This window comes from Pseudoalteromonas sp. SCSIO 43101, assembly GCF_023650775.1.
GTDB classification, from domain to species: domain Bacteria; phylum Pseudomonadota; class Gammaproteobacteria; order Enterobacterales; family Alteromonadaceae; genus Pseudoalteromonas; species Pseudoalteromonas apostichopi.
In genome coordinates this window covers 2,727,046-2,748,759 of sequence record NZ_CP072673.1, presented here as the reverse complement: position 1 = coordinate 2,748,759, position 21,714 = coordinate 2,727,046, and the positions used below count along the sequence as shown (strand labels likewise).

At 41.4% G+C, this 21,714-nt stretch carries 20 protein-coding genes and 2 tRNA genes; 16 read left to right on the top strand and 6 right to left on the bottom strand.

The annotated features are described in order from the left end of the window. Nucleotides 1-48: 48 nt before the first annotated feature. The 3 genes from argS (at nucleotide 49) to J8Z25_RS12770 (ending at nucleotide 3,487) form a co-directional block, all read left to right on the top strand. Complete coding sequence (gene argS, locus J8Z25_RS12780; protein WP_130050776.1) at nucleotides 49-1,791, top strand: arginine--tRNA ligase; 1,743 nt, start codon at nucleotides 49-51, stop codon at nucleotides 1,789-1,791. Between the two features lie 283 nt (nucleotides 1,792-2,074). After that, the gene (gene pdxH / locus J8Z25_RS12775) at nucleotides 2,075-2,713 is read left to right on the top strand and encodes a pyridoxamine 5'-phosphate oxidase (RefSeq protein WP_130050777.1); all 639 of its coding nucleotides are present in this window, start codon (nucleotides 2,075-2,077) and stop codon (nucleotides 2,711-2,713) included. Beyond that, on the top strand, nucleotides 2,714-3,487 hold the full coding sequence (locus J8Z25_RS12770) for a TatD family hydrolase (protein ID WP_130050778.1): 774 nt from the start codon (nucleotides 2,714-2,716) through the stop codon (nucleotides 3,485-3,487). Here J8Z25_RS12770 and J8Z25_RS12765 read toward each other — a convergent pair. Next, a complete protein-coding gene (locus J8Z25_RS12765; RefSeq protein WP_239976542.1) occupies nucleotides 3,454-4,074 on the bottom strand; it encodes an AhpA/YtjB family protein in 621 nt (206 codons plus the stop codon). The genes J8Z25_RS12770 and J8Z25_RS12765 overlap by 34 nt on opposite strands. A gap of 125 nt (nucleotides 4,075-4,199) precedes the next feature. On the opposite strand from J8Z25_RS12765, the gene serB reads away from it, so the two are divergent. Beyond that, complete coding sequence (gene serB / locus J8Z25_RS12760) at nucleotides 4,200-5,219, top strand: phosphoserine phosphatase SerB (protein ID WP_250661160.1); 1,020 nt, start codon at nucleotides 4,200-4,202, stop codon at nucleotides 5,217-5,219. Here the strand turns inward: serB and J8Z25_RS12755 are convergent. Continuing rightward, nucleotides 5,202-7,682 (bottom strand): PilZ domain-containing protein, encoded by a 2,481-nt coding sequence (locus tag J8Z25_RS12755; RefSeq protein ID WP_250661159.1) that lies wholly within the window; start codon nucleotides 7,680-7,682, stop codon nucleotides 5,202-5,204. The genes serB and J8Z25_RS12755 overlap by 18 nt on opposite strands. 351 nt (nucleotides 7,683-8,033) lie before the next feature. Between J8Z25_RS12755 and radA the strand changes: the two genes are divergently transcribed. Together radA and J8Z25_RS12745 are read left to right on the top strand one after the other, a co-directional pair. Further along, nucleotides 8,034-9,419, top strand: coding sequence for a DNA repair protein RadA (gene radA, locus J8Z25_RS12750; protein WP_167658776.1), 1,386 nt, complete (start codon nucleotides 8,034-8,036; stop codon nucleotides 9,417-9,419). A gap of 50 nt (nucleotides 9,420-9,469) precedes the next feature. Further along, the gene (locus tag J8Z25_RS12745) at nucleotides 9,470-10,402 is read left to right on the top strand and encodes an aq_1923 C-terminal domain (RefSeq protein WP_130050783.1); all 933 of its coding nucleotides are present in this window, start codon (nucleotides 9,470-9,472) and stop codon (nucleotides 10,400-10,402) included. A 25-nt stretch (nucleotides 10,403-10,427) separates the two neighbouring features. On the opposite strand, the gene J8Z25_RS12740 is transcribed toward J8Z25_RS12745, so the two are convergent. Next, nucleotides 10,428-10,766, bottom strand: a complete 339-nt coding sequence (locus J8Z25_RS12740; protein ID WP_250661158.1) for a BON domain-containing protein — start codon at nucleotides 10,764-10,766, stop codon at nucleotides 10,428-10,430. 215 nt (nucleotides 10,767-10,981) lie between these two features. Beyond that, on the bottom strand, nucleotides 10,982-12,214 hold the full coding sequence (gene srmB, locus J8Z25_RS12735; protein ID WP_250661157.1) for an ATP-dependent RNA helicase SrmB: 1,233 nt from the start codon (nucleotides 12,212-12,214) through the stop codon (nucleotides 10,982-10,984). 76 nt (nucleotides 12,215-12,290) lie between these two features. Between srmB and J8Z25_RS12730 the strand changes: the two genes are divergently transcribed. Next, nucleotides 12,291-12,989, top strand: coding sequence for a tRNA1(Val) (adenine(37)-N6)-methyltransferase (locus J8Z25_RS12730; protein WP_130050786.1), 699 nt, complete (start codon nucleotides 12,291-12,293; stop codon nucleotides 12,987-12,989). Here the strand turns inward: J8Z25_RS12730 and J8Z25_RS12725 are convergent, their stop codons facing one another. Next, nucleotides 12,990-13,427: a hypothetical protein gene (locus tag J8Z25_RS12725; protein WP_130050787.1), complete on the bottom strand. Its 438-nt coding sequence runs from the start codon at nucleotides 13,425-13,427 to the stop codon at nucleotides 12,990-12,992. It abuts the gene before it with no gap. Between the two features lie 104 nt (nucleotides 13,428-13,531). On the opposite strand from J8Z25_RS12725, the gene J8Z25_RS12720 reads away from it, so the two are divergent. Continuing rightward, a complete protein-coding gene (locus tag J8Z25_RS12720; RefSeq protein ID WP_130050788.1) occupies nucleotides 13,532-13,960 on the top strand; it encodes a DUF2147 domain-containing protein in 429 nt (142 codons plus the stop codon). Between the two features lie 47 nt (nucleotides 13,961-14,007). Here J8Z25_RS12720 and fldB read toward each other — a convergent pair whose 3' ends face one another. After that, the gene (fldB, locus tag J8Z25_RS12715; RefSeq protein WP_130050789.1) at nucleotides 14,008-14,529 is read right to left on the bottom strand and encodes a flavodoxin FldB; all 522 of its coding nucleotides are present in this window, start codon (nucleotides 14,527-14,529) and stop codon (nucleotides 14,008-14,010) included. Between the two features lie 128 nt (nucleotides 14,530-14,657). Here fldB and xerD point away from each other — a divergent pair, with 128 nt between their 5' ends. From xerD to J8Z25_RS12675, 8 genes are all read left to right on the top strand, one after another. Then, on the top strand, nucleotides 14,658-15,545 hold the full coding sequence (gene xerD, locus J8Z25_RS12710) for a site-specific tyrosine recombinase XerD (RefSeq protein WP_233786810.1): 888 nt from the start codon (nucleotides 14,658-14,660) through the stop codon (nucleotides 15,543-15,545). 59 nt (nucleotides 15,546-15,604) lie between these two features. Continuing rightward, nucleotides 15,605-16,339, top strand: a complete 735-nt coding sequence (gene dsbC, locus J8Z25_RS12705; protein ID WP_130050791.1) for a bifunctional protein-disulfide isomerase/oxidoreductase DsbC — start codon at nucleotides 15,605-15,607, stop codon at nucleotides 16,337-16,339. A 75-nt stretch (nucleotides 16,340-16,414) separates the two neighbouring features. Then, entirely contained in the window at nucleotides 16,415-18,136 is a 1,722-nt protein-coding gene (gene recJ / locus J8Z25_RS12700; RefSeq protein WP_250661156.1) for a single-stranded-DNA-specific exonuclease RecJ, read from the top strand. Nucleotides 18,137-18,279: 143 nt separating this feature from the next. Next, nucleotides 18,280-19,378 (top strand): peptide chain release factor 2 gene (gene prfB, locus J8Z25_RS12695; RefSeq protein ID WP_130050793.1). Its coding sequence is split into 2 segments (ribosomal slippage): nucleotides 18,280-18,354 and nucleotides 18,356-19,378, totalling 1,098 coding nucleotides; the frame shifts between segments, so codons are not numbered across the junction. A 26-nt stretch (nucleotides 19,379-19,404) separates the two neighbouring features. Next, nucleotides 19,405-20,940, top strand: coding sequence for a lysine--tRNA ligase (gene lysS, locus J8Z25_RS12690; protein ID WP_130050794.1), 1,536 nt, complete (start codon nucleotides 19,405-19,407; stop codon nucleotides 20,938-20,940). A gap of 252 nt (nucleotides 20,941-21,192) precedes the next feature. Further along, nucleotides 21,193-21,390 (top strand): hypothetical protein, encoded by a 198-nt coding sequence (locus J8Z25_RS12685; RefSeq protein ID WP_130050795.1) that lies wholly within the window; start codon nucleotides 21,193-21,195, stop codon nucleotides 21,388-21,390. A 112-nt stretch (nucleotides 21,391-21,502) separates the two neighbouring features. Then, nucleotides 21,503-21,595 (top strand) — tRNA-Ser (locus J8Z25_RS12680). Nucleotides 21,596-21,628: 33 nt separating this feature from the next. Beyond that, a tRNA-Arg gene (locus tag J8Z25_RS12675) sits at nucleotides 21,629-21,705 on the top strand. Nucleotides 21,706-21,714 lie beyond the last annotated feature (9 nt).

Here is a 21,714-nt window from a genome sequence, read left to right as displayed (position 1 = left end):
CTTCAAATTTAAGGGCCCGTACTACGGGCCATAAAGGTAAAAATTACAATGAATATTCGTACTCTTTTAATCGAAAAAGCAATTGCTGCGATGGTTGCAGCAGGGTTACCAGAAGACACAAACCCAGCGGTAACGCAAAGCACACGCCCGCAATTTGGTGATTACCAAATCAATGGCGCGATGGGGGCTGCAAAAAAACTAAAATCGAACCCGCGTGAGCTAGCACAAAAAATTATCGATAACCTAGATCTTGCTGATATCGCAGAAAAAACTGAAATTGCAGGCCCTGGTTTTATCAATATTCACTTAAAGCCTGCGTTTTTATCAGCTAGCTTAAAAGCGGCAAATGAAGATGAAAAGCTGGCTGTTGCACCGCATGCAACGGCGCAAAAAGTGGTTGTTGATTACTCATCACCTAACCTTGCTAAAGAAATGCATGTAGGTCATTTACGTTCGACTATCATTGGTGATGCGGTTGTTCGTGCCCTTGAGTTCCGTGGCGATGAAGTTATCCGTCAAAACCACATGGGTGACTGGGGTACTCAGTTTGGTATGTTAATCGCGCACTTGGAAGATCAAATCAATCAAGGTGTTGATCTAGACAAAGTTGCACTAGCTGATTTAGAGACCTTCTATCGTGATGCGAAAAAACGCTTTGATGATGAAGAAGGTTTTGCTGATAAAGCGCGTGATTACGTTGTTAAATTACAAGGTGGCGACGCACACTGTGAAAAACTATGGAAGCTATTCATAGCGACTTCTGTGAAGCATTCTGAAGAAGTTTATAAGCGTCTAAACGTAACGCTTACATCCGATGACATCATGGCTGAAAGTGCTTATAACAGTGAACTTGCAAACATTATTGCGCTATTAAAAGGCAAAGAAATTGCGGTTGAATCTAATGGTGCACAAGTGGTGTTCTTAGATGAGCTTGCTAATAAAGACGGTGAGCCTTCAGTATTTATCGTACAGAAATCAGGTGGTGGTTTCTTATATGCCACAACTGACCTAGCAGCCTGTGATTACCGTTCAAACAAACTGGGTGCGGATCGTATCCTAATCTTCGTTGATGCGCGTCAAAGCTTGCACTTCAATCAAGTTGAGCTAACAGCACGTAAAGCTGGTTTATTACGTGATGAAACAAGTTATGAATTCTGCCCATTTGGTACCATGATGGGGGCCGACGGTAAGCCATTCAAAACTCGTACTGGCGGTACAGTTAAACTTGCAGACTTGCTAGAAGAGTCAATCACTCGTGCTGCAGCTAAACTTGCTGAGCGTGAGTCAGACTTAAGCGACGAAGAGCGTAGCGAAATAGCCCGTAAAGTCGGTATTGGCGCAGTGAAATATGCGGATCTTTCTAAACACCGCACTAGCGACTATATCTTCAACTGGGATAGTATGCTGAGCTTTGAAGGTGCTACAGCGCCTTATCTTCAATACGCATACACCCGCGTTCGCAGTATCTTCCGTAAATCAGGTATTGATGCTGCGTCATTAACAGCAGACGTTGCAATCAACGAGCCACAAGAAAAAGCACTCGCACTTAAACTTCTACAATTAGAAGAAGTACTTGATCTAATGATCAGCGAAGCAACACCGCACGTATTATGTGGATACCTATATGAACTAGCAAGCCTATACATGACGTTCTATGAGGCGTGCCCAGTCCTAAAAGAAGGCGTAGAGCCAAATGTACGTGACAGCCGTTTAGTGTTATGTAATTTGGTTGCGAAGACCCTGAAATCAGGGTTGGATCTTTTAGGTATCGAAGTAATGGAGCAAATGTAATCACCGTCGTATTTTAACCTAATACTGCGTTGTCAAACCGACTGACCCTAATCACATACAAAACACGTATGCTCATAGGGATAAGTCGGTTTTCCGCCTTGTCTTAGGCTAAACTACTTAGGTGAACTCTGCCTCGTGTAGTTCGCTTTGAAAGCACTCCTACACTTGCAGAACGTTTAAGAGCTCATAGCTTCGTAGGTTGGGTAGAGCGCAGCGAAACCCAACAAAATTGATAGCTCAATAACCTTGATTAATCTTTAGCCGATAGCGTAGAGGGAATTTTATGAAACTTGAAGATATTCGCCGTGAATATTTACAGGATGGTTTATCTGAAGACATGCTTGATGCGTCTCCAATTAAGCAGTTTGAAAAATGGCTAGAACAAGCTGTTGCAACTAACTTACCTGATCCTACGGCGATGGTGGTTGCTACGGTTGATGAACATGGCCAGCCTTCACAGCGTATCGTGCTGTTAAAGCATCTTGATGAAAATGGCTTTGTGTTTTTTACTAATACTGGCTCGCGCAAGGCGCAAGAACTTAAAGGTAATAACAAAATTTCCTTGCACTTTCCTTGGCATCATATGGAGCGACAAGTCATTGTGTATGGTGAGGCAAAACCATTACCAACAACCGCTGTGGCTAAGTACTTTTTATCGCGTCCAAAAGAAAGCCAATTAGCAGCTTGGGCATCTCAGCAAAGCCGTCCAGTGTCATCACGTAAGGTATTAATGGAAACATTTGCGAAAATGAAGCAAAAGTTTTCTGATGGTGAAATTCCATTGCCTGATTTTTGGGGGGGCTATTGCGTTGAGCCTACTAAAATTGAGTTTTGGCAAGGTGGTGCACACCGCTTACATGACCGGTTTATGTATCAACGCCATGCCGATGGCAGTTGGCTGTTTGGTCGTTTAAATCCGTAAATGCACTTCATCGATTCTCACTGCCATCTTGATTTTAGTGAGTTTGATGAGACTCGTTCAGAGCTCATCAAAGAGTGTAAGCAAGTAGGGATCGAACATTTTATTGTGCCGGGTGTGAGCTTGGCACAATCTACAGCACTTTTTTCTTTTGCTAAATCAGAGCCTAGTATCTCAGTTGCTTTAGGTCTACACCCTTATTTTTTATCTGATCACCAAGATCATCACCTTGCTGAGTTAGAGCAGTTAGCAAAAGCCCATTTAGGAAAATTTATTGCCATCGGCGAGTGCGGGCTTGATCGTAGTATCGACAACCTCGATAAACAAACATGGCTTTTTGAAGGGCAGATAGAGCTTGCCAACCAACTCGCTTTACCACTGATTGTTCATCACAGACAAAGCCATGATTTGATTACTCGCTCATTTAAACGCTGTAAACCAAAGTATGGTGGTGTTATCCATGCCTTTTCAGGCTCTGAACAACAAGCTCAAAGTTATATAAAACAAAATTTTAAGCTCGGAGTGGGGGGCGTTATCAGTTACCCGCGAGCTGCTAAAACTCGTAAAGTTATAAGCTCAATTGAGCCACAGCATTTAGTGTTAGAAACCGACTCGCCGTCAATGCCGCTGGCAGGCTTTCAGGGGCAGGTTAATACGCCACTTAAAGTGCGCAACGTATTCGCTCATTTATGTGAGCTCAAAGGCGTGACAGGTGATGCACAGCAGCAACTCGCTGCTGAACTTTACGATTCTTGCTCTGCGCTTTTTTTGATGTAACGGTTGATTTGCCAGAGTTTTAACCCGCGACCTAGCTGCCAAGTAAAAATACAGGTGATCACTAACATTAATAACACTTGGCGACCTAAATCATGAAAACTACTGTGGCTGGTCGCAATGGAAGCCTGTGTTAAATAGGTAATTGATACAAAACCAATAGGTCTTTCATCATCACTTATCACCGGCTCAACAAATGGCGTTTTGAGTTTACTGATACCAGGTGTTGAGTCTGGTAATAAACCAAATGTGTGATGACTTTGCCAATTATCGCTGGCAGCAAGTTGAATTCCTTGTTGATCGTAAATAGTTGCAGCTAACACATACTCATCTTCAGCAATATGATTACATAGTTCATTTAACTCTGGTTTGTTTTTCTCTTGCAGTGGGGTCTTTGCATTTAGTGCCATAAACTTGGTTAAGCTTATTGCTGTGCTATCAGCACTATCGTAAAGTAATTGGTGACTTTGGAAGCTACTATTCATGGCAACCCAACTTAACAGCACAAAGCAGGCTGTAGCCAAACTCAAGCGCACAAAGCGCTGGCGATAAGTGGCTGAAAAGGGAATTTTAAGTTGGTTATTTTTCATAGTCACCGTATACGTTACTGACAGCTTTTAATTTTGATGGTACAACATGATAACTTTAACAGCCCCTTGTGTGCGAGTGCCAAATGCACGACCAAGGACAGACATAAGTCTAATGTGGAGCCACTATGTCACAGCTTAGCTTAGCTGCTACACCTTCAGCAAATTTAGCAGAACAAATCAGTCTAAATTGTTGGTATAAAATTGAAAACAAACACCTTATTACAACAGACTTTACGCCAAAAGCAAACCAAGGCGTGTTTAGTGTTGCCTTTGGTAATGAGCTTAATGCAGAGAAACTGCTTACTATTAGTGATTTTTTAGCGTCACATGGGTTAAGTAATTTATCGCTTTGTTGTTATCAACCAATTACAGATATACCTGTGGCATGGAGCTTTCATAGCGATGCTACAATTTTACTGAGCCCACTCGTATTAGTTGAGTTTGCCAAACAGTTAGGTATTCAACTGGTGCAACTAACTAATCCACCGACAGTGAATGAGCCAGGTTTATTACTAATGGATATGGACTCAACAGCCATTACTATTGAGTGTATCGACGAAATTGCGCGCCTTGCCGATGTGTATGACGAAGTTGCCGCTGTAACCGCGCAAGCTATGGCCGGGCAGCTCGACTTTGCACAAAGCTTAAAGCAGCGTGTCGCGAAGCTTGAGGGCATCGATGTAGATTTAATTGACGGCTTAAAAGCGCGTTTACCGCTTATGCCGGGCGTGAGTGAATTATGCCAATACCTAAAAGCGCATAACTGGCATTTAGCAATCGCATCAGGTGGCTTTGTGCCTTTTGCAGAGCAAGTGCAGTCACTGCTTGGTTTAGATGAGGTGCATGCCAATACTCTTGAATTCAAAGATAATCGCTTAACGGGTAAAGTCATTGGCACTATTGTTGATGCTGAAGAAAAGGCTCGTGTACTTAAACGAATCGAACAAAAGCTGACTTTAAATAATCGTCAAACAGTTGCCATGGGTGATGGTGCTAACGATTTGAAAATGATGGCTGCGGCAGGGCTTGGCGTTGCTGTGCATGGTAAACCTAAAGTAGTTGAGCAAGCACAAACTGCAATTAATGAAGGCTCATTACTGCAAGTTGCTTACTTACTCTCTCTACCGTTAGATTACTCGCTTTAACCAAGTCGCTTTGCGTTTACTCATTTCCGTGATCAGCTTTTGGTCAATATCAAAATGGGTAAGCGCTTCTTCGGTTATATCAATTAAATCACCTACACCAGCTACTGCCCACAGCGCTTCTTCTAAATCTTTTGCTTTGTGCAATGCGTACTGACTAATATATTTAAGCTCATTCGCTAAGTAATCAATATCAGGTCGACCAGTACGTGAAACATATAAACGAAACACAAATACTAAATCGTTTTTCAGCGCTTTTTTCACAAATAAAGTTTGTGGTTTGTAGTCATCTTCACTGATACAGCGACTAGTAATTGCATCGCTAATTTCGGCTTGGCGCGGATCAAAGCGTAAAAATAAAGTAAATGGTAATGGCGGATCTTGGCGACTACGATCTTTTATTAACGGGGTGATCACCTCTGTAATTTGATCCGTCGATAAGAAACCATCGATGCTGGTCGTCTCATTTAATAACGCAAAGTTTTGCAGTAACACATGTAGTGGGCTTGGATATAAACCTTGACCAATTGCGCCAGCTTTAAAGTGAGCTGCTTCTTTATGTAAATAAAACGGAAATTGGCATACACTTTTGGTCACCATGTTTCTGAGTGCGGTCGATAACCCCGGAATCTTAGGCGTTTCTTCGCAGACACGTAATTTGTCTTTGTTGTTATCGATTAAAACAGTGAAAAACTTAATTGCCATATGTGGTAGGTCACCAATCCGATGGACTTTTAAGTTTACTGTTGTCAGTGATTTACTCACAGCCATCACTTCATAGGCAAGATTCGTCAAATCATGCTTTTTGGTAATTTTTTGCAAATCAGGCAAGTTTAACTTAATGATATCGCCTTTTTTGAACTCAACTGGTTGGTCGCATTCAATTTGCAATCCCATCACTGATAAGTCTCGGGTATGCCCTGTAATAGTTTGCTCATGGTGTTCAATGCTGACAGCTGTTTTGTATAAGTAGCGTTTATGAGCTCTAAGGTTTACATATTCGAGCGCCACAGGCTCTAAATGAGGGGGCGTTTTGTGCTTACTGTGACCGAAAAGCTTGAGCTGGTTTACTGCATCTTTACTGTAATCAAGTTGTTGATATGTTCGTTGTTCAAACTTTGTACCAACCGAAGTTAAAATTAGTAGATATTTAACATCTTTGATCAACCCCTGCACTCGTGGTGTAGGTGGTTTATTTAGTTTTTCGATATTTTTGCCAGCACTGCTTGGCAGTGACAATGGAATGTAAGAGTCTTCCGGATGGCTTGGCATCAACTGTAGCTTAAAGCACTGCCAGCTGTCTTTTTGGCTGCCAAACCCGAGGAATAAATCTCTTAGGTGTGGTTGGCTTTCAAGCTCAGTTTTTGTAGCGGAATAATAATAAATTTTGCCCGCAGCCGTATGCGTGAAAGTATAAAGGTATTCTTCTTTTACTGCATCAGGTGAGCTAAGTAAGTGACCCAAACGCTGCTGATTAATAATACTGTATAAACATGACAACTTACGTTCATCACAAAAATAGCGCTGAATAAAAATATTATTCTCAGTGGTTAATGCAAGGCTAGGGTAAAGTTTGTCGCCTTGTAAGCTTAAAAAAGCATAAAACGAGGTAACGCGTGGAATATAGTATTGCTCGTAGCCTTTTGAGACAACAGCATCTAGCGTATTGTCTAAATTAACTTTATAGCGGCGTTTGTTGCCGTGGATAAAGCTTTCTAAAAACTCATCAAATTTTTCATTATTCTCAATAAAGGTGCGTTTTAAGCGTACATGATTGTATTCACGAGAGACCTTTTCTACCGCAACCACTTCGTATTGAATACCGTTTTTTAGGCCCAGTTCGAAGTCTTGCTCTAGGCCAACCAGACGTAAACCAATTAATTGACCTTTTTTAACTGAGTAACGAGGCCCCAGCTTAATTTTGGCACCGCTTAAAGAAATATCTGAGGTTGATGCAGCAACTTTGCGGTCTTTATCAAGCTCAACGGTGATTTTAATTGAATAGTTCATCCGCTCTTCGCGGCGACTCTCGTAAGATGCAAATTTAATGACCTTGGCTGGCTGCTCTGCAGCTGTACTATCGTTGGTTAAAGCTTGTTCTGCAGCCTTTTTTTGCATTACTCGGTGATTATTTTCAGTGTTCATCACCGCTTCGTAAACGGCAAGCGTGTAACCACCGTGGCGTTTTATGGCATCTTCAAACACTTCAATGGCGGTATCGTCCATAAAGTGTTGCTTGCCGTCATATTCGTAAGGTTTCACTTGGCCGGTTACTTGACCACGTAAATCAATAAAGCGAGCTACAGGCTGAGATAAGCGCGACATTTCCATTTTGATCAAAAACTGCTCTGGCTTTGTTAAGCTAGCTGTCTTTGATTTAAACAGTTTATCGAACTGGGGAGTGCCTAAATGTGCCTTTAGTTCATCAACTAGGCTTTCATATTTAAGCAGAATGTCTTCAGCCATTTATAAAACCATCACCGTCTATCTAAAAAAGTAGGTATACTAGCGGGCTATTTAAAGCCAAAACAGTGTGACTACTTCTTTATTTTATTAGTTATTGTTATATGTATTCGCCAATTAAATGGCAAGCACTGTAAAGTTTTATTTGTAAGCAAAAACTGTGCCCTTAACTATTTCTTAAATAAGTGCTTAGCTAAATTAAGTACTTTTTAGGGGCAGGTTACAGCATGTTATCATTTGTGACTATAAATTGGCTCTAATTAAATCGCCTGAGTCGTATGTTTTACTTTAGCTATTATATGCTTGAAAATACAGAAATAGTCACAAATCAGCTACCAAAATAGGTAAGGCCGAATGGCAAAATCAGCAAAAATCGAATTTGTCTGCACTGAGTGCGGCATGAACTATCAGCGCTGGCAAGGACAGTGTAAGTGTGGAGCGTGGAATACGCTCGCAGAGTTTAAACCCTCAGCAGGGCAATCAAAACAAGCAGCAAGCCGCGCCGCTGTGGCAGGTTATGCCGGTGTCGTAAGCGGTGGTTCAAAGAAAATAAATGAAGTAGCCACAGCAGAGGCTGAAAAACGTCTCACTGAAATTGGTGAGCTAGATAGAGTATTAAGTGGTGGCGTAACCACAGGTTCAGTCAATATTATTTCTGGTGACCCAGGTGCAGGTAAAACCACCTTGTTGTCAGACTTGGTTGCACGTATGTCAAAGCTCATGCCGTCTTTGTACTGTACAGCCGAAGAGTCTTTATCGCAGTTTAAAAACCGTGTGAATCGCCTACGTTTAGATTACAACGAAGAAGAGTTGTATTTGCTTTCTGAAACCAGCGTTGAAGCTATTATTGAAGAGCTTGATAAAAATAAAATTAAGTTTGCGGTGATAGACTCAATTCAGGCTGTAGTAACAGAAACGGCAAATGGTAGTCCAGGTTCACCTTCACAGGTAAAAAGTGCAGCCCAAGCATTAACTCAATACTGTAAGCAAAATGATGTAACTATGTTCATCATTGCCCATGTAAACAAAAATAATGAAATTGCCGGGCCGCAAACGTTAGTACATATCGTCGATGCTTTATTACATATCGATACTAACGATGGGCAAATCAGAACGCTACGAGCTAATAAAAACCGTTTTGGTGATATCGACACTGTGGGTATTTTCAGAATGTGTGAGCGCGGAATGCTGAGTGTTGATAACCCGAGTGAAATCTTTTTATCTGGTTCTAGTACCGAGTCTCCGGGATCTGCTATTACTTGTATTCGTAAAGGTAACCGTAATTTACTTCTCGAAATCCAGTGCTTAACTACAGAAACAGAAGCTGAGTTTCCGCAGCGGGTGTGTGTTGGTTTAAACATGAACCGTATCAAGATGCTTACGGGAATTTTACGCAAACATACAAAAACAAAAATCTTTCATGACACCTTTTTTAACATTGTTGGTGGTTTAAAAATCGATGAATCAGAAACCTGTATCGATTTAGCATTAGTAACAGCGTTATTAAGCAGTTTGAACGAGTTTGTTGTGCCTCGCACAACTTGTATTATGGGCGAGCTAAGTCTTAATGGCGATGTTAGACCAATAGACAGCGGAGTACCCAGAGTTAAAGAAGCTGCCCAACACGGCTTTACTGAAATTTTTATTCCGCATCGCAATTACCATAAATCAATGGAAGGACTTGGAGCTAAGATCACGCCAGTGAAAACAGTGCATGAATTACTGTCGTTAATAAACTAAATACAATTTGATACACTGATAAAAAATTTACACCAATTAAAGGAAATATAATGAAGAAGTTAATTATTGCAGCGGTTGTTGCTGCGGCTGTCGGTGGCGTAGCTTACGCAAATTACGCAGCTACACAGGAAGTGAAAAAGGTGGTTGATAAGCAAATCAGTGCATTATCAACACAAAGCGGTGTAGATATTAAATACAGCGATATCTCAGCCAGTATTTTTGATAGTAGTATGCAGTTAACAGAAATCACTGTTTCGAACAGCCTGAGTAATGAGCAAGTTGCGACAATTGATAGTATTGATGTGTCGGGTTACGAAGTTGATGCTGTACCGCCGCACACAGGTTTTGTGATGAAAAACTTTCGTTTTAGCGATGAGTTTTTGGCACAGCTTCCTGAAAATTCAAATAACAAGCTAGCATCAACAAGTTATAACGTTGACTCATCTCTTGATTACAATAAAGATTCAGGCGATAGTGATTTTGCACTTAAAGTCACTGCAAATGAGGTGGCTGATGTTAATTTTAATCTAGGCTTGGCTAAAACCACAGCACTGATGGAAGCATCTTTGGCTGTTAGCCAGATGCAAAATGAAGCAGCTGACGGTCAATTAACATTAGAGCAGCAGTTACAACAGCAATCGAAAATGATGGCAGCATTAACTCAGTTAGAACCGCGTAGCATAAATATGTCGATTGCTGACGAAGGTGAGCTTAAAGCGGTATTTGAAAGCTTTTTAACTGCACAAGGAATGACTCATGAGCAATTTAAGCAAGTCGTTACCATGCAGTTACAACAAGTGCCTGTGAGTGAAGAACTTGCAACAGCGATTAGCAATTTTGTGAGTGGTTTATCGTCTTTTTCTGTGTCTGCTAAATTACCTGAAGGTAAAACCATGATGGAGATTAATCAGCAAATTCAAATGCTGATGGGTCAACCAGAAGAGCTTGCTAAATTTATTAACTTACAAGCAAGCGGCGAATAATCTCACACCACTTGTAAACTTAGCCTTAAAGTGATGAGTGATTAAGCTTGCTCACTTTAAGGTTGTTTTTTATCTGCATCACACCTTGGCTGTGCTCTAAAAACTTTTGTGCCAAAGCTCGCTGAAACCCTGTTTCTGTAATGCCTTTTAGTTCAACAGTATCACCATCAACAATTACTTGTAGGTTTTCAAGTTGAAAATTTGGATTGCTCGTTAATTTTTGCAATGCCATTTGCTGTAGACGTGGTTGTGCCGATGTGCTGGTTGTTAGTACGCTGGTATTGGCGCTTACAGTAGTTGCGCAAGCAAGTAAAAACAAACAACTTAATAAAGTAAGTGCTATGGTTAATTTGAAGCGGCTCATACAATTCCCTCGTTAATCTAGTCTGCTGTGAACTATTGCTGAACCTGTTACAATTATTATTCCAAAATTTAACTTATTGATTTTTATGCTTTTATTTTTGTGTTGAGTATGTGAGGGTAAGAAAGTGTGAACTAATTACACACTTAATAAGTAAAAAAGGTAGGGCATAAAAATGCCGAGACAAACTCGGCATTTTTATAACAGTGTCAGTAAAACTATTTTTTCTTCTTAGTTTTAGACTTGGCTTTTTTCTTTGCCTTCATTTTTTCTGGATCTTTCTTCTTTTTGGATGGGAGCTTAGCTTCTTTATGCTGTGGCTCGAGCCCTTTGATAACTCGGCGTTTGAGTTTTTGTTCGATATAACGTTCAACTTTACCAACAATTGCTACGTCATGGGCTTCAACAAATGAAATCGCGATGCCTTTTTTGCCAGCGCGAGCGGTACGACCAATACGGTGAACATATACATCTGCGGTGCGTGGCATATCAAAGTTGATAACGTGACTGATATCAGCAACATCAATACCACGTGCGGCAACATCCGTTGCAACTAATATATTATTTCGCCCAGAGTGGAAGTTCTCCATTGTCTTCATTCGTTTGTCTTGCGGCATTTCACCGCGTAACCAAGCAACACGAATGCCTTCGTTGTTTAATTCACCAATCAGTGTTTCTAGGCGTTCACGAGTTTTAACAAACACAATAGCTTTCTGAATGTCATCACCATTTAACGTTTCAACTAGCATTTTCAGCTTGTGGTTGTAGTCATCTGCAAGGTGAACCCACTGGTGAATTTTGCCTTTCTCTTTTCGTGATGATTCAGCTTCAAGTAGTGCAGGATCATTTAAGATACGCTCTGCAAATAACTCAACGCTGTCACCTTCAAGGGTGGCTGAAAATAAGAAACATTGGCGGCGGTTTCGCGCCTCATCACAAATGCGAAGCATTTCTTTACGAAAGCCCATGTCTAACATGCGGTCTGCTTCATCAAGGATCAGCACTTCAACGTTTTCGGCATGAAAGTTCTCTGTCTCGAGATACTCCATTAAGCGTCCTGGCGTCGCAATTAGAATGTCGTTATTGCTTTCGAAAATTTCTTTGTGGGTCCCGTAGTTTATACCTCCAGTCACAACGCCAATTTTAAGATGAGTTTGTGCTGCAAGTAATTCACATTGCTCATGAATTTGATACGCAAGCTCACGGGTTGGTGTCATGATCAAGACACGTGCAAAACCAGGTTCACGACGCGGGAAATCGAGCAAGTATTGAATTGCAGGGATCAAAAACGCGGCTGTTTTACCCGTACCAGTAGGGGCAGATGCCAAAATATCACGACCTTGAAGTGCTTCAGGGATCGCTTGTTGTTGAATACTGGTTGGCGTATCAAAACCCATTTTATTAATGGCATTTAACAGCTTGTTATTAATATCAAATTCAGAAAATTGCATAGAGTGACATAAATAGAGGACAATTAAGCCTAATTATACGCGTTAACGCGGCTGTGGTGAATGAAAAGGTGAAAAAATGTCAGGCTTTGTGTTTAAACAATTTACAGTAACGCAAACACGCACTGCGATGAAAGTCTCAACCGACGGTATTTTATTAGGTGCGTGGGCTAATCTGAAAAGGGCTGAACGCATCTTAGATATAGGCACTGGCACAGGACTACTGGCTTTGATGGCAAAGCAAAGATCACCTGAAGCAAATATCAGTGCCATCGAAATTGATTCTGGTGCTTGCAGTGATGCTCGAGAAAATTTCGCCAATAGCCCTTGGCCTGATATTAGTCTTTTTCAAGGTGCGGTGCAGTCGTTCAGTGCAGTAAAGCCTTTTGATGCAATCATTACCAATCCGCCGTATTTTAATGCGAGCTTAAAAGGTGATAACGATGCTCGCAATACTGCTCGCCACACAGATGGTCTTAGCTTTAGTGATTTAATTGCGGCTTGTACTCGGCTTAGCCACGGCAAAACTGTATTGAATGTAATTTTGCCTTGCGTCGAAGCGCAACAATTTATTACTGTGGCAGAGCAAGCAGACTGGTACTTAACACGTCATTGCTTGGTACGCACTACCGAGAAAAAACAACCAAGTCGTAGCCTTTTGTTATTCAGCCAAAGCAAGTGTGAATGTGAAACAACGTCGTTAACGATACACGCAGCTGATGGTAGCTACAGCCAAGATTACAAAGAGCTATGTAAAGCTTATTACCTAAAAATGTAATTATATCTGTGGTTTTTGCATGGAAGGTGGCTGTAATTGCATAACCTCATCAAGTTGAATTTGCTGAACATACTCAAGCTTTAATAAGGCATCTAACACCGACTTACTGTGTGATTTTTCTATTTCAGCGCTGCAAAAATCAATAATATTAAAGCGGCGTTTGATCAACAGGCCTTTAATTTCTGGTAAAGGTTTTGTGGTTTCGATAAGAACGCGGGTAGTTGGGCAGGGATCGGCATAGCCTGAGCGCATTAACTTATTTAAATTGAATAAGTTATCGTCAAGCCGACCCAGTTCAAGAGCGGCTTTAGCGCTATCAGGGATAAACAATGGCTCAGCAAAGCGATTTATTATTATATCTCCTGCTGCGTTAATTTTGGTAACCTGATTACTGTCATAACTGACAATATCACCGGTAAGTAATGTAAATTGACTCATTGTGTTCCCTCGCAATGTGTTGTCTATTTCTGAAAATAGCAAAATGGTGTGTTTTACTAAGTCCTGATATAGTGCCAAAGTCTTAAGTTTTATACGAGTTTTTTATGATCCGTTTATCAATTGTTTTATTTGCCTTATTATTTTCTAAGCTGTGCTTTGCTGCTTTGACACCCGTGGGTCTTTGGAAAACCATTGACGAAGAAACCAATGAAGCGAAATCTTTAGTGCGTATTAGTGAGCAAGATGGCGTGCTGATTGGCAGTGTAGAAAAAATACTTAACCCAGCCAAGCAAGATGCAATATGCGAAAAGTGTAAAGGTGATAAGAAAAATCAGCCTATTCTTGGGTTACAAATTATTGAAGGTGCTAAAGATGCTGGGGATGGTAGCTGGCAAGATGGTGAAATTCTGGACCCAAACAATGGTAAAACTTATACCCTAAAATTGACTCCAAAAGAACAGGGTAAGGTACTTGAAGTGCGCGGCTATATTGCTTTTTTCTACCGTAATCAATATTGGCAACGTGTTGAATAAAAATTAAAAAGCCAAGCAATGCTTGGCTTTTTATAAATAACAGGATGTTACAAGCTTTCGCTGTATTCAGTCATTACTTGCTCAACCCAGGTTGCAATACGGTCATCGCTCAGCTCGTATTGGCTGTCTTCATCAAGGGCTAAGCCTACAAACTGTTTACCATCTTCTGTGAGCGCTTTTGAGGCTTCGAATTCATAACTTGTATCGTTAGGCCATTTACCGAGCAAGGTAATACTCTGATCACAAATCTCATCGTGTAACATGCCAAGTGCATCTTGGAACCATTGACCATAACCTTGTTGATCACCCATTCCAAACAGAGCCACGGTTTTGCCGTTTAAGTTAACATCTTTAATGTCGTCCCAGATTGATTCCCAATCTTCTTGCAGCTCACCAAAGTCCCAAGTTGAGATGCCGAAGATAACGAAATCAAATTGCTCTGCATTTTTTAATGGCTCATCTTTGATATTGTGAAGGCTCACTATGTCGTGGCCAATAATATCGCGAATTTTCTCTGCCGCTATTTCTGTGTAGCAGGTTGTAGAACCATAAAATAAACCAATCTGCATCGTATTTATCACTGTGTATTTGCCTGATATGATAGGCCTAAGTTTACCGTAAGGTATAATCAATTGATACCTTGATAAGGATGAGAGTACGCGTGGCTGATAATAATTCACAAGCACAAAAAGGTGTAATGACAGCAAATAACGCCGAACATTTAGAGTTATTTTTAGATACTCTGTATCTTGAGCAAGGCGTCAGCGAAAATACATTGGCGGCCTATCGCAGTGACCTTGAAAAGTTTTGCCAATTTATAAAAGATAAAGACCTTCTTGCCGTTAGCTCAGATGATATCGAAGCTTATTTAGCTTACCGCGTCGATCTAGGACTGAAGTCGCGCAGCACCGCACGTAGCATTAGTGCACTGAAACGTTTCTATCAGTATTTTGTGCGCGAAAAAGTGATTGCAGATTCACCCATGGTAAACATTGCTCAACCAAAAGCTGGGCAATCATTACCGAAAACCCTATCCGAAGCCGAAGTAGAAGCATTGCTTGCAGCCCCAGACATAGAAGACCCAATGGGACTTCGCGATAAAGCCATGCTTGAGCTTTTATATGCTACAGGGCTTCGTGTTACTGAGCTGGTGGGGCTCAGAATGGAGCAAATTAATTTGCGCCAAGCTGTGGTTTTTGTAAAAGGTAAGGGTAATAAGGAGCGCTTAGTTCCCTTGGGTGAAGAAGCAATGTATTGGCTTGAGCAATTCTTAAAAGTGGGCCGTTCGCAAATGATAAAGCATGCCACTGACTTTGTGTTCCCATCTAAGCGTGGGATTGGTATGACGCGACAAACTTTTTGGCATCGCATCAAACACTATGCTATTTTGGCATCAGTTGAATCGCCGTTATCACCGCATACGCTCAGACACGCGTTTGCAACGCATTTGCTTAATCATGGGGCGGACCTTAGAGTCGTGCAAATGATGTTAGGTCACAGTGACTTATCAACAACACAAATTTATACCCATGTAGCGAATGAAAGATTGAAGTCGGTACACGAGCAACATCATCCACGAGCTTAGTGCAAGATTTTTAAAGATGTACCGGTCTATATAAAAAATGATCAGGATATAGGATATTTATGAAAAAGTTAGTTTTAGCCACAGCACTACTAGGCACAAGCTTAAATGTGTTTGCCAATGGCGTATCAACAACAGACGCTGCTGATGCCCCAATTATTGCTAAGTTTGCCGAATTAGGCGTAACCGTTAAGCAAATCAATCCAAGCCCAGTGGCAGGCCTTAAAGAACTAATTACTGACAAAGGCGTGCTGTATGCAAGCCCTGACGGTCAATTTCTTATGCAAGGAACACTGATTGACCTTAATAACCGAGTTAACCTAACAGAGCATGCACTGAGCGATGTACGTAAAGAAGGTATAGCTGAATACGAAGATTCGATGATCGTTTACAAAGCGAAAAACGAAAAGCATTCAATCACGGTGTTTACTGATATTAGCTGTGGTTATTGCCGTAAGTTACACCGTGAACTTGATGATTTCTTAGAAGCGGGTATCACAGTTAAATACCTTGCTTTCCCACGTGGTGGTTTACGTGGTAAAGGGTATCAAGATTTAATGAATGTATGGTGTGCTAAAGATCCAGCTGAAGCGTTAACAGAAGCAAAAGCGGGTGCAGAAGTAGCAGCGGTGCCTGGTTGTCACGCACCAATTGCAGAGCATTACCAACTTGGTCAAAGTTTTGGTATGTCGGGGACACCAGCAATTATTTTAGAAGATGGCACGATGATCCCAGGTTATCAATCAGCTGCGCAAATCAGCCAAGCACTTGATGCTTTACCAAAAACATCTTCATAACCGTTTTTTAAACGAAAAGGCCTATTTGTTATAGGCCTTTTTACTTGCCTTTGCTTAAGAAGTACCGTTTCCGACATGGAAAAAATAATTCAAGCTCGTCCACGTGTTGATGATTCACACTTACCGCACCATTTACACCCTGTTATCAAGCAGATTTACGCGGCTCGACAGGTGCAAAATGCTACTGAACTCGATAATAGCGCTGCGACATTACATGACTTTAAGCTGTTTAAAGACATCGACAAAGCTGTTGCGTTATTGCAAGAAGCAATTGCCGCACAAAGCCGCGTTTTAATTGTAGGAGACTTTGATGCTGACGGTGCAACCAGCACTGCAACTTTGATGCAAGGTCTTGCTATGTTTGGCTTAAAGAATCTTGATTATTTAGTACCAGACAGATTCAGCCTTGGTTATGGTCTAAGCCCTGCACTTGCAGAGCAAATCGTTTCCATGCAGCCTGAGCTTGTGATCACCGTTGATAACGGTATTTCATGTATTGATGGTATTGCTATAGTAAAGAAAGCTGGTATTAAAGTGCTGGTGACTGATCATCACTTGCAAGGTGAATCCCTGCCAGATGCTGATGCCATTGTGAATCCGAATCGTCATGACTGTCAGTTTCCATCGAAGTCGATAGCAGGCGTTGGGGTCGCTTTTTATTTGCTTATTGCTTTACGAAGCCACTTACGTGAGCAAGGGTATTTTCAGCATCAGCCAATGCCAAATTTGGCTGAGTTACTTGATATTGTAGCCCTTGGTACCGTTGCCGATGTGGTCGCTCTTGATGCCAATAACCGTACCTTAGTTCATCAAGGTTTAGCACGCATTCGCAGTGGTAAAACACGGCCCGGAATTAGTGCACTTATTGAAGTGGCAAATCGCAATGCAGGGCGTTTAAGTGCCAGTGACTTTGGTTTTTCATTAGCGCCACGCTTAAATGCAGCAGGGCGTTTAGATGATATGAGTTTAGGTATAGCCTGTTTGTTATCTAGCGATATAAATCAAGCACGCCGTATTGCCAGTGAGCTCGACAGCCTTAATCACGAGCGCCGTGAAATAGAGCAGGGCATGCAAACTGAAGCACAAGCCGTGCTTGATCGTTTAGCATTCAAAACCGAGTCCGTGCCTGATGCCATTTGTCTATACCAAGCTGATTGGCATCAAGGTGTAATTGGTATTTTGGCTGGTCGTTTAAAAGAAAAGTATCACCGTCCTACGATTATTTTTGCAGCTGGCGATAACGGCGAAATAAAAGGTTCTTGTCGTTCCATTGAAGGGCTGCATATGCGTGATTTGCTAGAGCGAGTAAATACTCTTTATCCGCATTTGATCAGTAAATTTGGTGGTCATGCTATGGCGGCGGGGCTGAGTATCAATGAACACTGTTTTAATGAGTTTAAAACAGTGTTTGAGCAAATGGTGACAGATACTCTTACTGAAGAGCATAAGCAAAGCATCTTACTTACCGATGGTGAGCTGCCAAATGATTGCTTTTCGATGGAGTTTGCCAATCAACTAAAAAATGCAGGTCCTTGGGGGCAGCAATTTCCTGAGCCAGTGTTCGAACATGTATTCGAAGTAATACAGCAGCGAATTGTTGGCGAAAAACACCTAAAACTAGTTTTAAAACATCAGTCTGGGCGGTTAGTTGATGGGATTGCATTTGGCGTGGATGTGCGTGCATGGCCAGATACCGAAGTGCGTTATGTAAAAGCAGCTTACCAACTCGATATAAATGAATTCCGTGGTAAATTTACCTTACAGTTGATTATTCGAGAGCTCCAAAAAGCGACATAAAAATATCGTTATAATCGACATAAAAGGCTAATAAAACGCTCGGTTTTTTGTTAAAATCGGGCGTTTTTAATATTTGTAGATAATTTACCGTAATTATCGTCGATATCGGTGCACGGTAAATCAGCCATTTTGGAGTAATGTACATGTTTGAAGTGAATCCTGTGATTAATCAAATCAAGGAAATTCGCGAACGTACTGAACTGCTTCGGGGGTACCTTTGACTACCCTCTTAAGAAAGAGCGGTTAGAAGAAGTTAACGCAGAACTTGAAGATTCAGCCGTGTGGAATGAGCCAGAACGAGCTCAAGCCCTTGGCCGTGAAAAGTCGGCACTCGAAGCTATCGTAGAGACCATTGATAATCTAGTGGCAGGTACCGAAGATGTTGAAGGTTTAGTAGAGCTTGCAGTTGAAGCTGAAGATGAAGAAACCTTTGCTGAAGCAGAAGCTGAATTGGGCGATTTAAACGCACAACTTGAAAAGCTAGAGTTCCGTCGAATGTTCTCAGGCGATCATGACCAAAACGATGCTTACCTTGATTTGCAATCAGGTTCTGGCGGTACTGAAGCTCAAGACTGGTGTAACATGCTGTTGCGTATGTACTTACGCTGGGGTGAAGCAAAAGGCTTTAAAGTTGAGCTAGTTGAAGCAACGGACGGTGATGTGGCTGGTATTAAGGGTGCAACAGTGCGCTTTGTTGGCGAATATGCATACGGTTGGCTGCGAACAGAAACAGGTGTTCACCGTCTAGTACGTAAGAGCCCATTTGACTCGAGTGGTCGTCGCCATACTTCGTTTGCATCAGCATTCGTATATCCAGAAATCGACGATAATATCGAAATTGATATTAATCCGGCTGACTTACGTATTGACGTTTACCGCGCATCAGGTGCCGGTGGTCAGCACGTAAATACGACAGAATCTGCGGTTCGTATTACTCACATACCAACCAATACTGTTGTACAGTGCCAAAATGAGCGTTCACAGCATAAGAATAAAGACCAAGCAATGAAACAGCTAAAAGCGAAGTTGTTTGAACTTGAAATTCAAAAGCAAAATGCAGAGAAGCAAAGTCAAGAAGATGCCAAATCTGACATTGGCTGGGGTAGTCAAATACGTTCATACGTACTTGATGACTCGCGCATTAAAGACTTACGTACAGGCGTTGAAAACCGTAACACTCAAGCGGTTCTTGACGGCGACTTAGATAAATTTATTGAAGCCAGCCTTAAATCTGGCCTATAACCACCAAGCTAAAAAAGAGCTAAAAAATGACTGATCAAATCCAAGACGAAAATAAGTTAATCGCTGAGCGTCGTGGCAAATTAGACGCAATCCGCGAAAATTGCCCAGCCAACGGTCATCCAAACCAATTCCGTCGTGAACATTACACGGCTGATTTGCAAGCTGAGTTTGGTGATAAATCGAAAGAAGAATTAGTTGCTGAACAACACGTTGTATCAGTTGCTGGTCGTATCCTTGCTAAACGTGGTCCTTTCCTAGCATTACAAGATATGAAAGGCCAAATTCAAGCGTACGCATCAAAAGACGTACAAAAAGAATTAAAAGCTAAATACGGTCAACTAGATATTGGTGACATCATCGGTGTTAAAGGCGCACTAAATAAGTCTGGTAAAGGTGACCTATACGTAGAAATGACTGAGTACGAGTTACTGACTAAGTCATTACGTCCGTTACCTGAAAAGTTCCACGGTTTATCTGACCAAGAAACAAAGTACCGTCAACGTTATGTTGATTTAATTACTAATGATGCGACACGTGAAACGTTCCGTATTCGTTCAAAAGTTGTTGAAGGTATTCGTCGTTTCTTAGCTGAGCGTGATTTCATGGAAGTTGAAACGCCGATGCTACAAGTGATCCCAGGTGGTGCGTCTGCACGTCCATTCGTAACACACCATAATGCACTTGATATCGATATGTATTTACGAATCGCACCTGAGCTTTACCTAAAACGTTTAGTCGTTGGTGGTTTTGAGCGTGTATTCGAAATCAACCGTAACTTCCGTAACGAAGGTTTATCTACACGTCATAACCCAGAATTCACGATGATCGAATTCTACCAGGCTTACGCTGATTACATTGATCTGATGAACATTACTGAAGACATGTTACGTACTGTTGCTACAGACGTACTTGGTTCACCAATTGTTGTAAACACAACTAAAGATGAAAACGGTGAAGTGGTTGATTCGGTAGAGTACGATTTTGGTCAGCCTTTTGCTCGTCTAACTATGAGCGAAGCTATTCTTAAGTACAACCCTGACTTCGATGCAGCGGTATTTAATGACCCAGAAAATCATTTTGAAGAACTTAAAGCATATGCGAAGCAAGTACACGTTAAGATCCCTGAAAACTGTGTATGGGGCCCTGGTAAGTTCTTATGTGAAATCTTCGAAGAGACTGCTGAGCATAAGTTAATTCAACCTACTTTCATTACCGCTTACCCGTGGGAAGTGTCACCACTTGCACGTCGTAACGATGAAAACCCATTTGTGACTGACCGTTTCGAATTCTTCGTTGGTGGCCGCGAGTTAGCGAATGGTTTCTCTGAGCTTAATGATGCACAAGACCAAGCTGAGCGCTTTACGCGTCAAGTTGAAGAGAAAGATGCGGGTGATGATGAAGCAATGCACTTCGATGAAGACTACATCCGCGCATTAGAGTATGGTTTACCTCCAACAGCGGGTGAGGGTATTGGTATCGACCGTCTGGTGATGTTATTTACAGACTCACCAACGATTAAAGACGTGATCCTATTCCCACACATGCGTCCTCAAGCTGACTAATCAGCTAAAAGTCTTTAAAAACGCCGCTTTTTAGCGGCGTTTTTTTATCAGAAATTTCTGATTTTTATTTCTCACAAATTTACTACTAAATTGTAATTAGCTGATCTAAAAAGAAATACCGAATTAGCCTTCAAATAAAGTTACTAGATTGTAAATTTTTTATACAAACCTAAAGTTGGATAGTGTTTTTTTTAGCCAAGATATGACATCATTGCGCCATATTCGTTCAACGCATAAATGGACTTAATTCTAATGACAAAAAAGCCTTCGCAGTTGCCAACAGATACAAATAAAAACGAGCATCAACGTGAAGATTTTTATCGTGCTTGTATAGCTGAATTTCAACAATTAGGTTACCAAGATCAATACCTCGCTGAATTAACCGATGAGCTGATCCCATTGACGGGTCTTGAGCCGTTGAGTGATAAAGAAAAAGTGGCGAAAGGATAAACAAAAATAAGTTGTTTTAGCTCGTTATGGACAATCTATAACCATCTATACGATTTTCCTTGAAAAGTGTTTGACATATTTCCTGAAATCTTTATTATACGCCCCACAAGACGGAGAGGTGGCCGAGTGGCCGAAGGCGCTCCCCTGCTAAGGGAGTATAGGGTTTGTAGCTCTATCGAGGGTTCGAATCCCTCCTTCTCCACCATTTTTTAAATGGTTTTCTTGTAAAGTAAAGAATGGGCGCATAGCTCAGCTGGATAGAGTACCTGGCTACGAACCAGGCGGTCGGAGGTTCGAATCCTCCTGCGCCCACCATCCTTTACT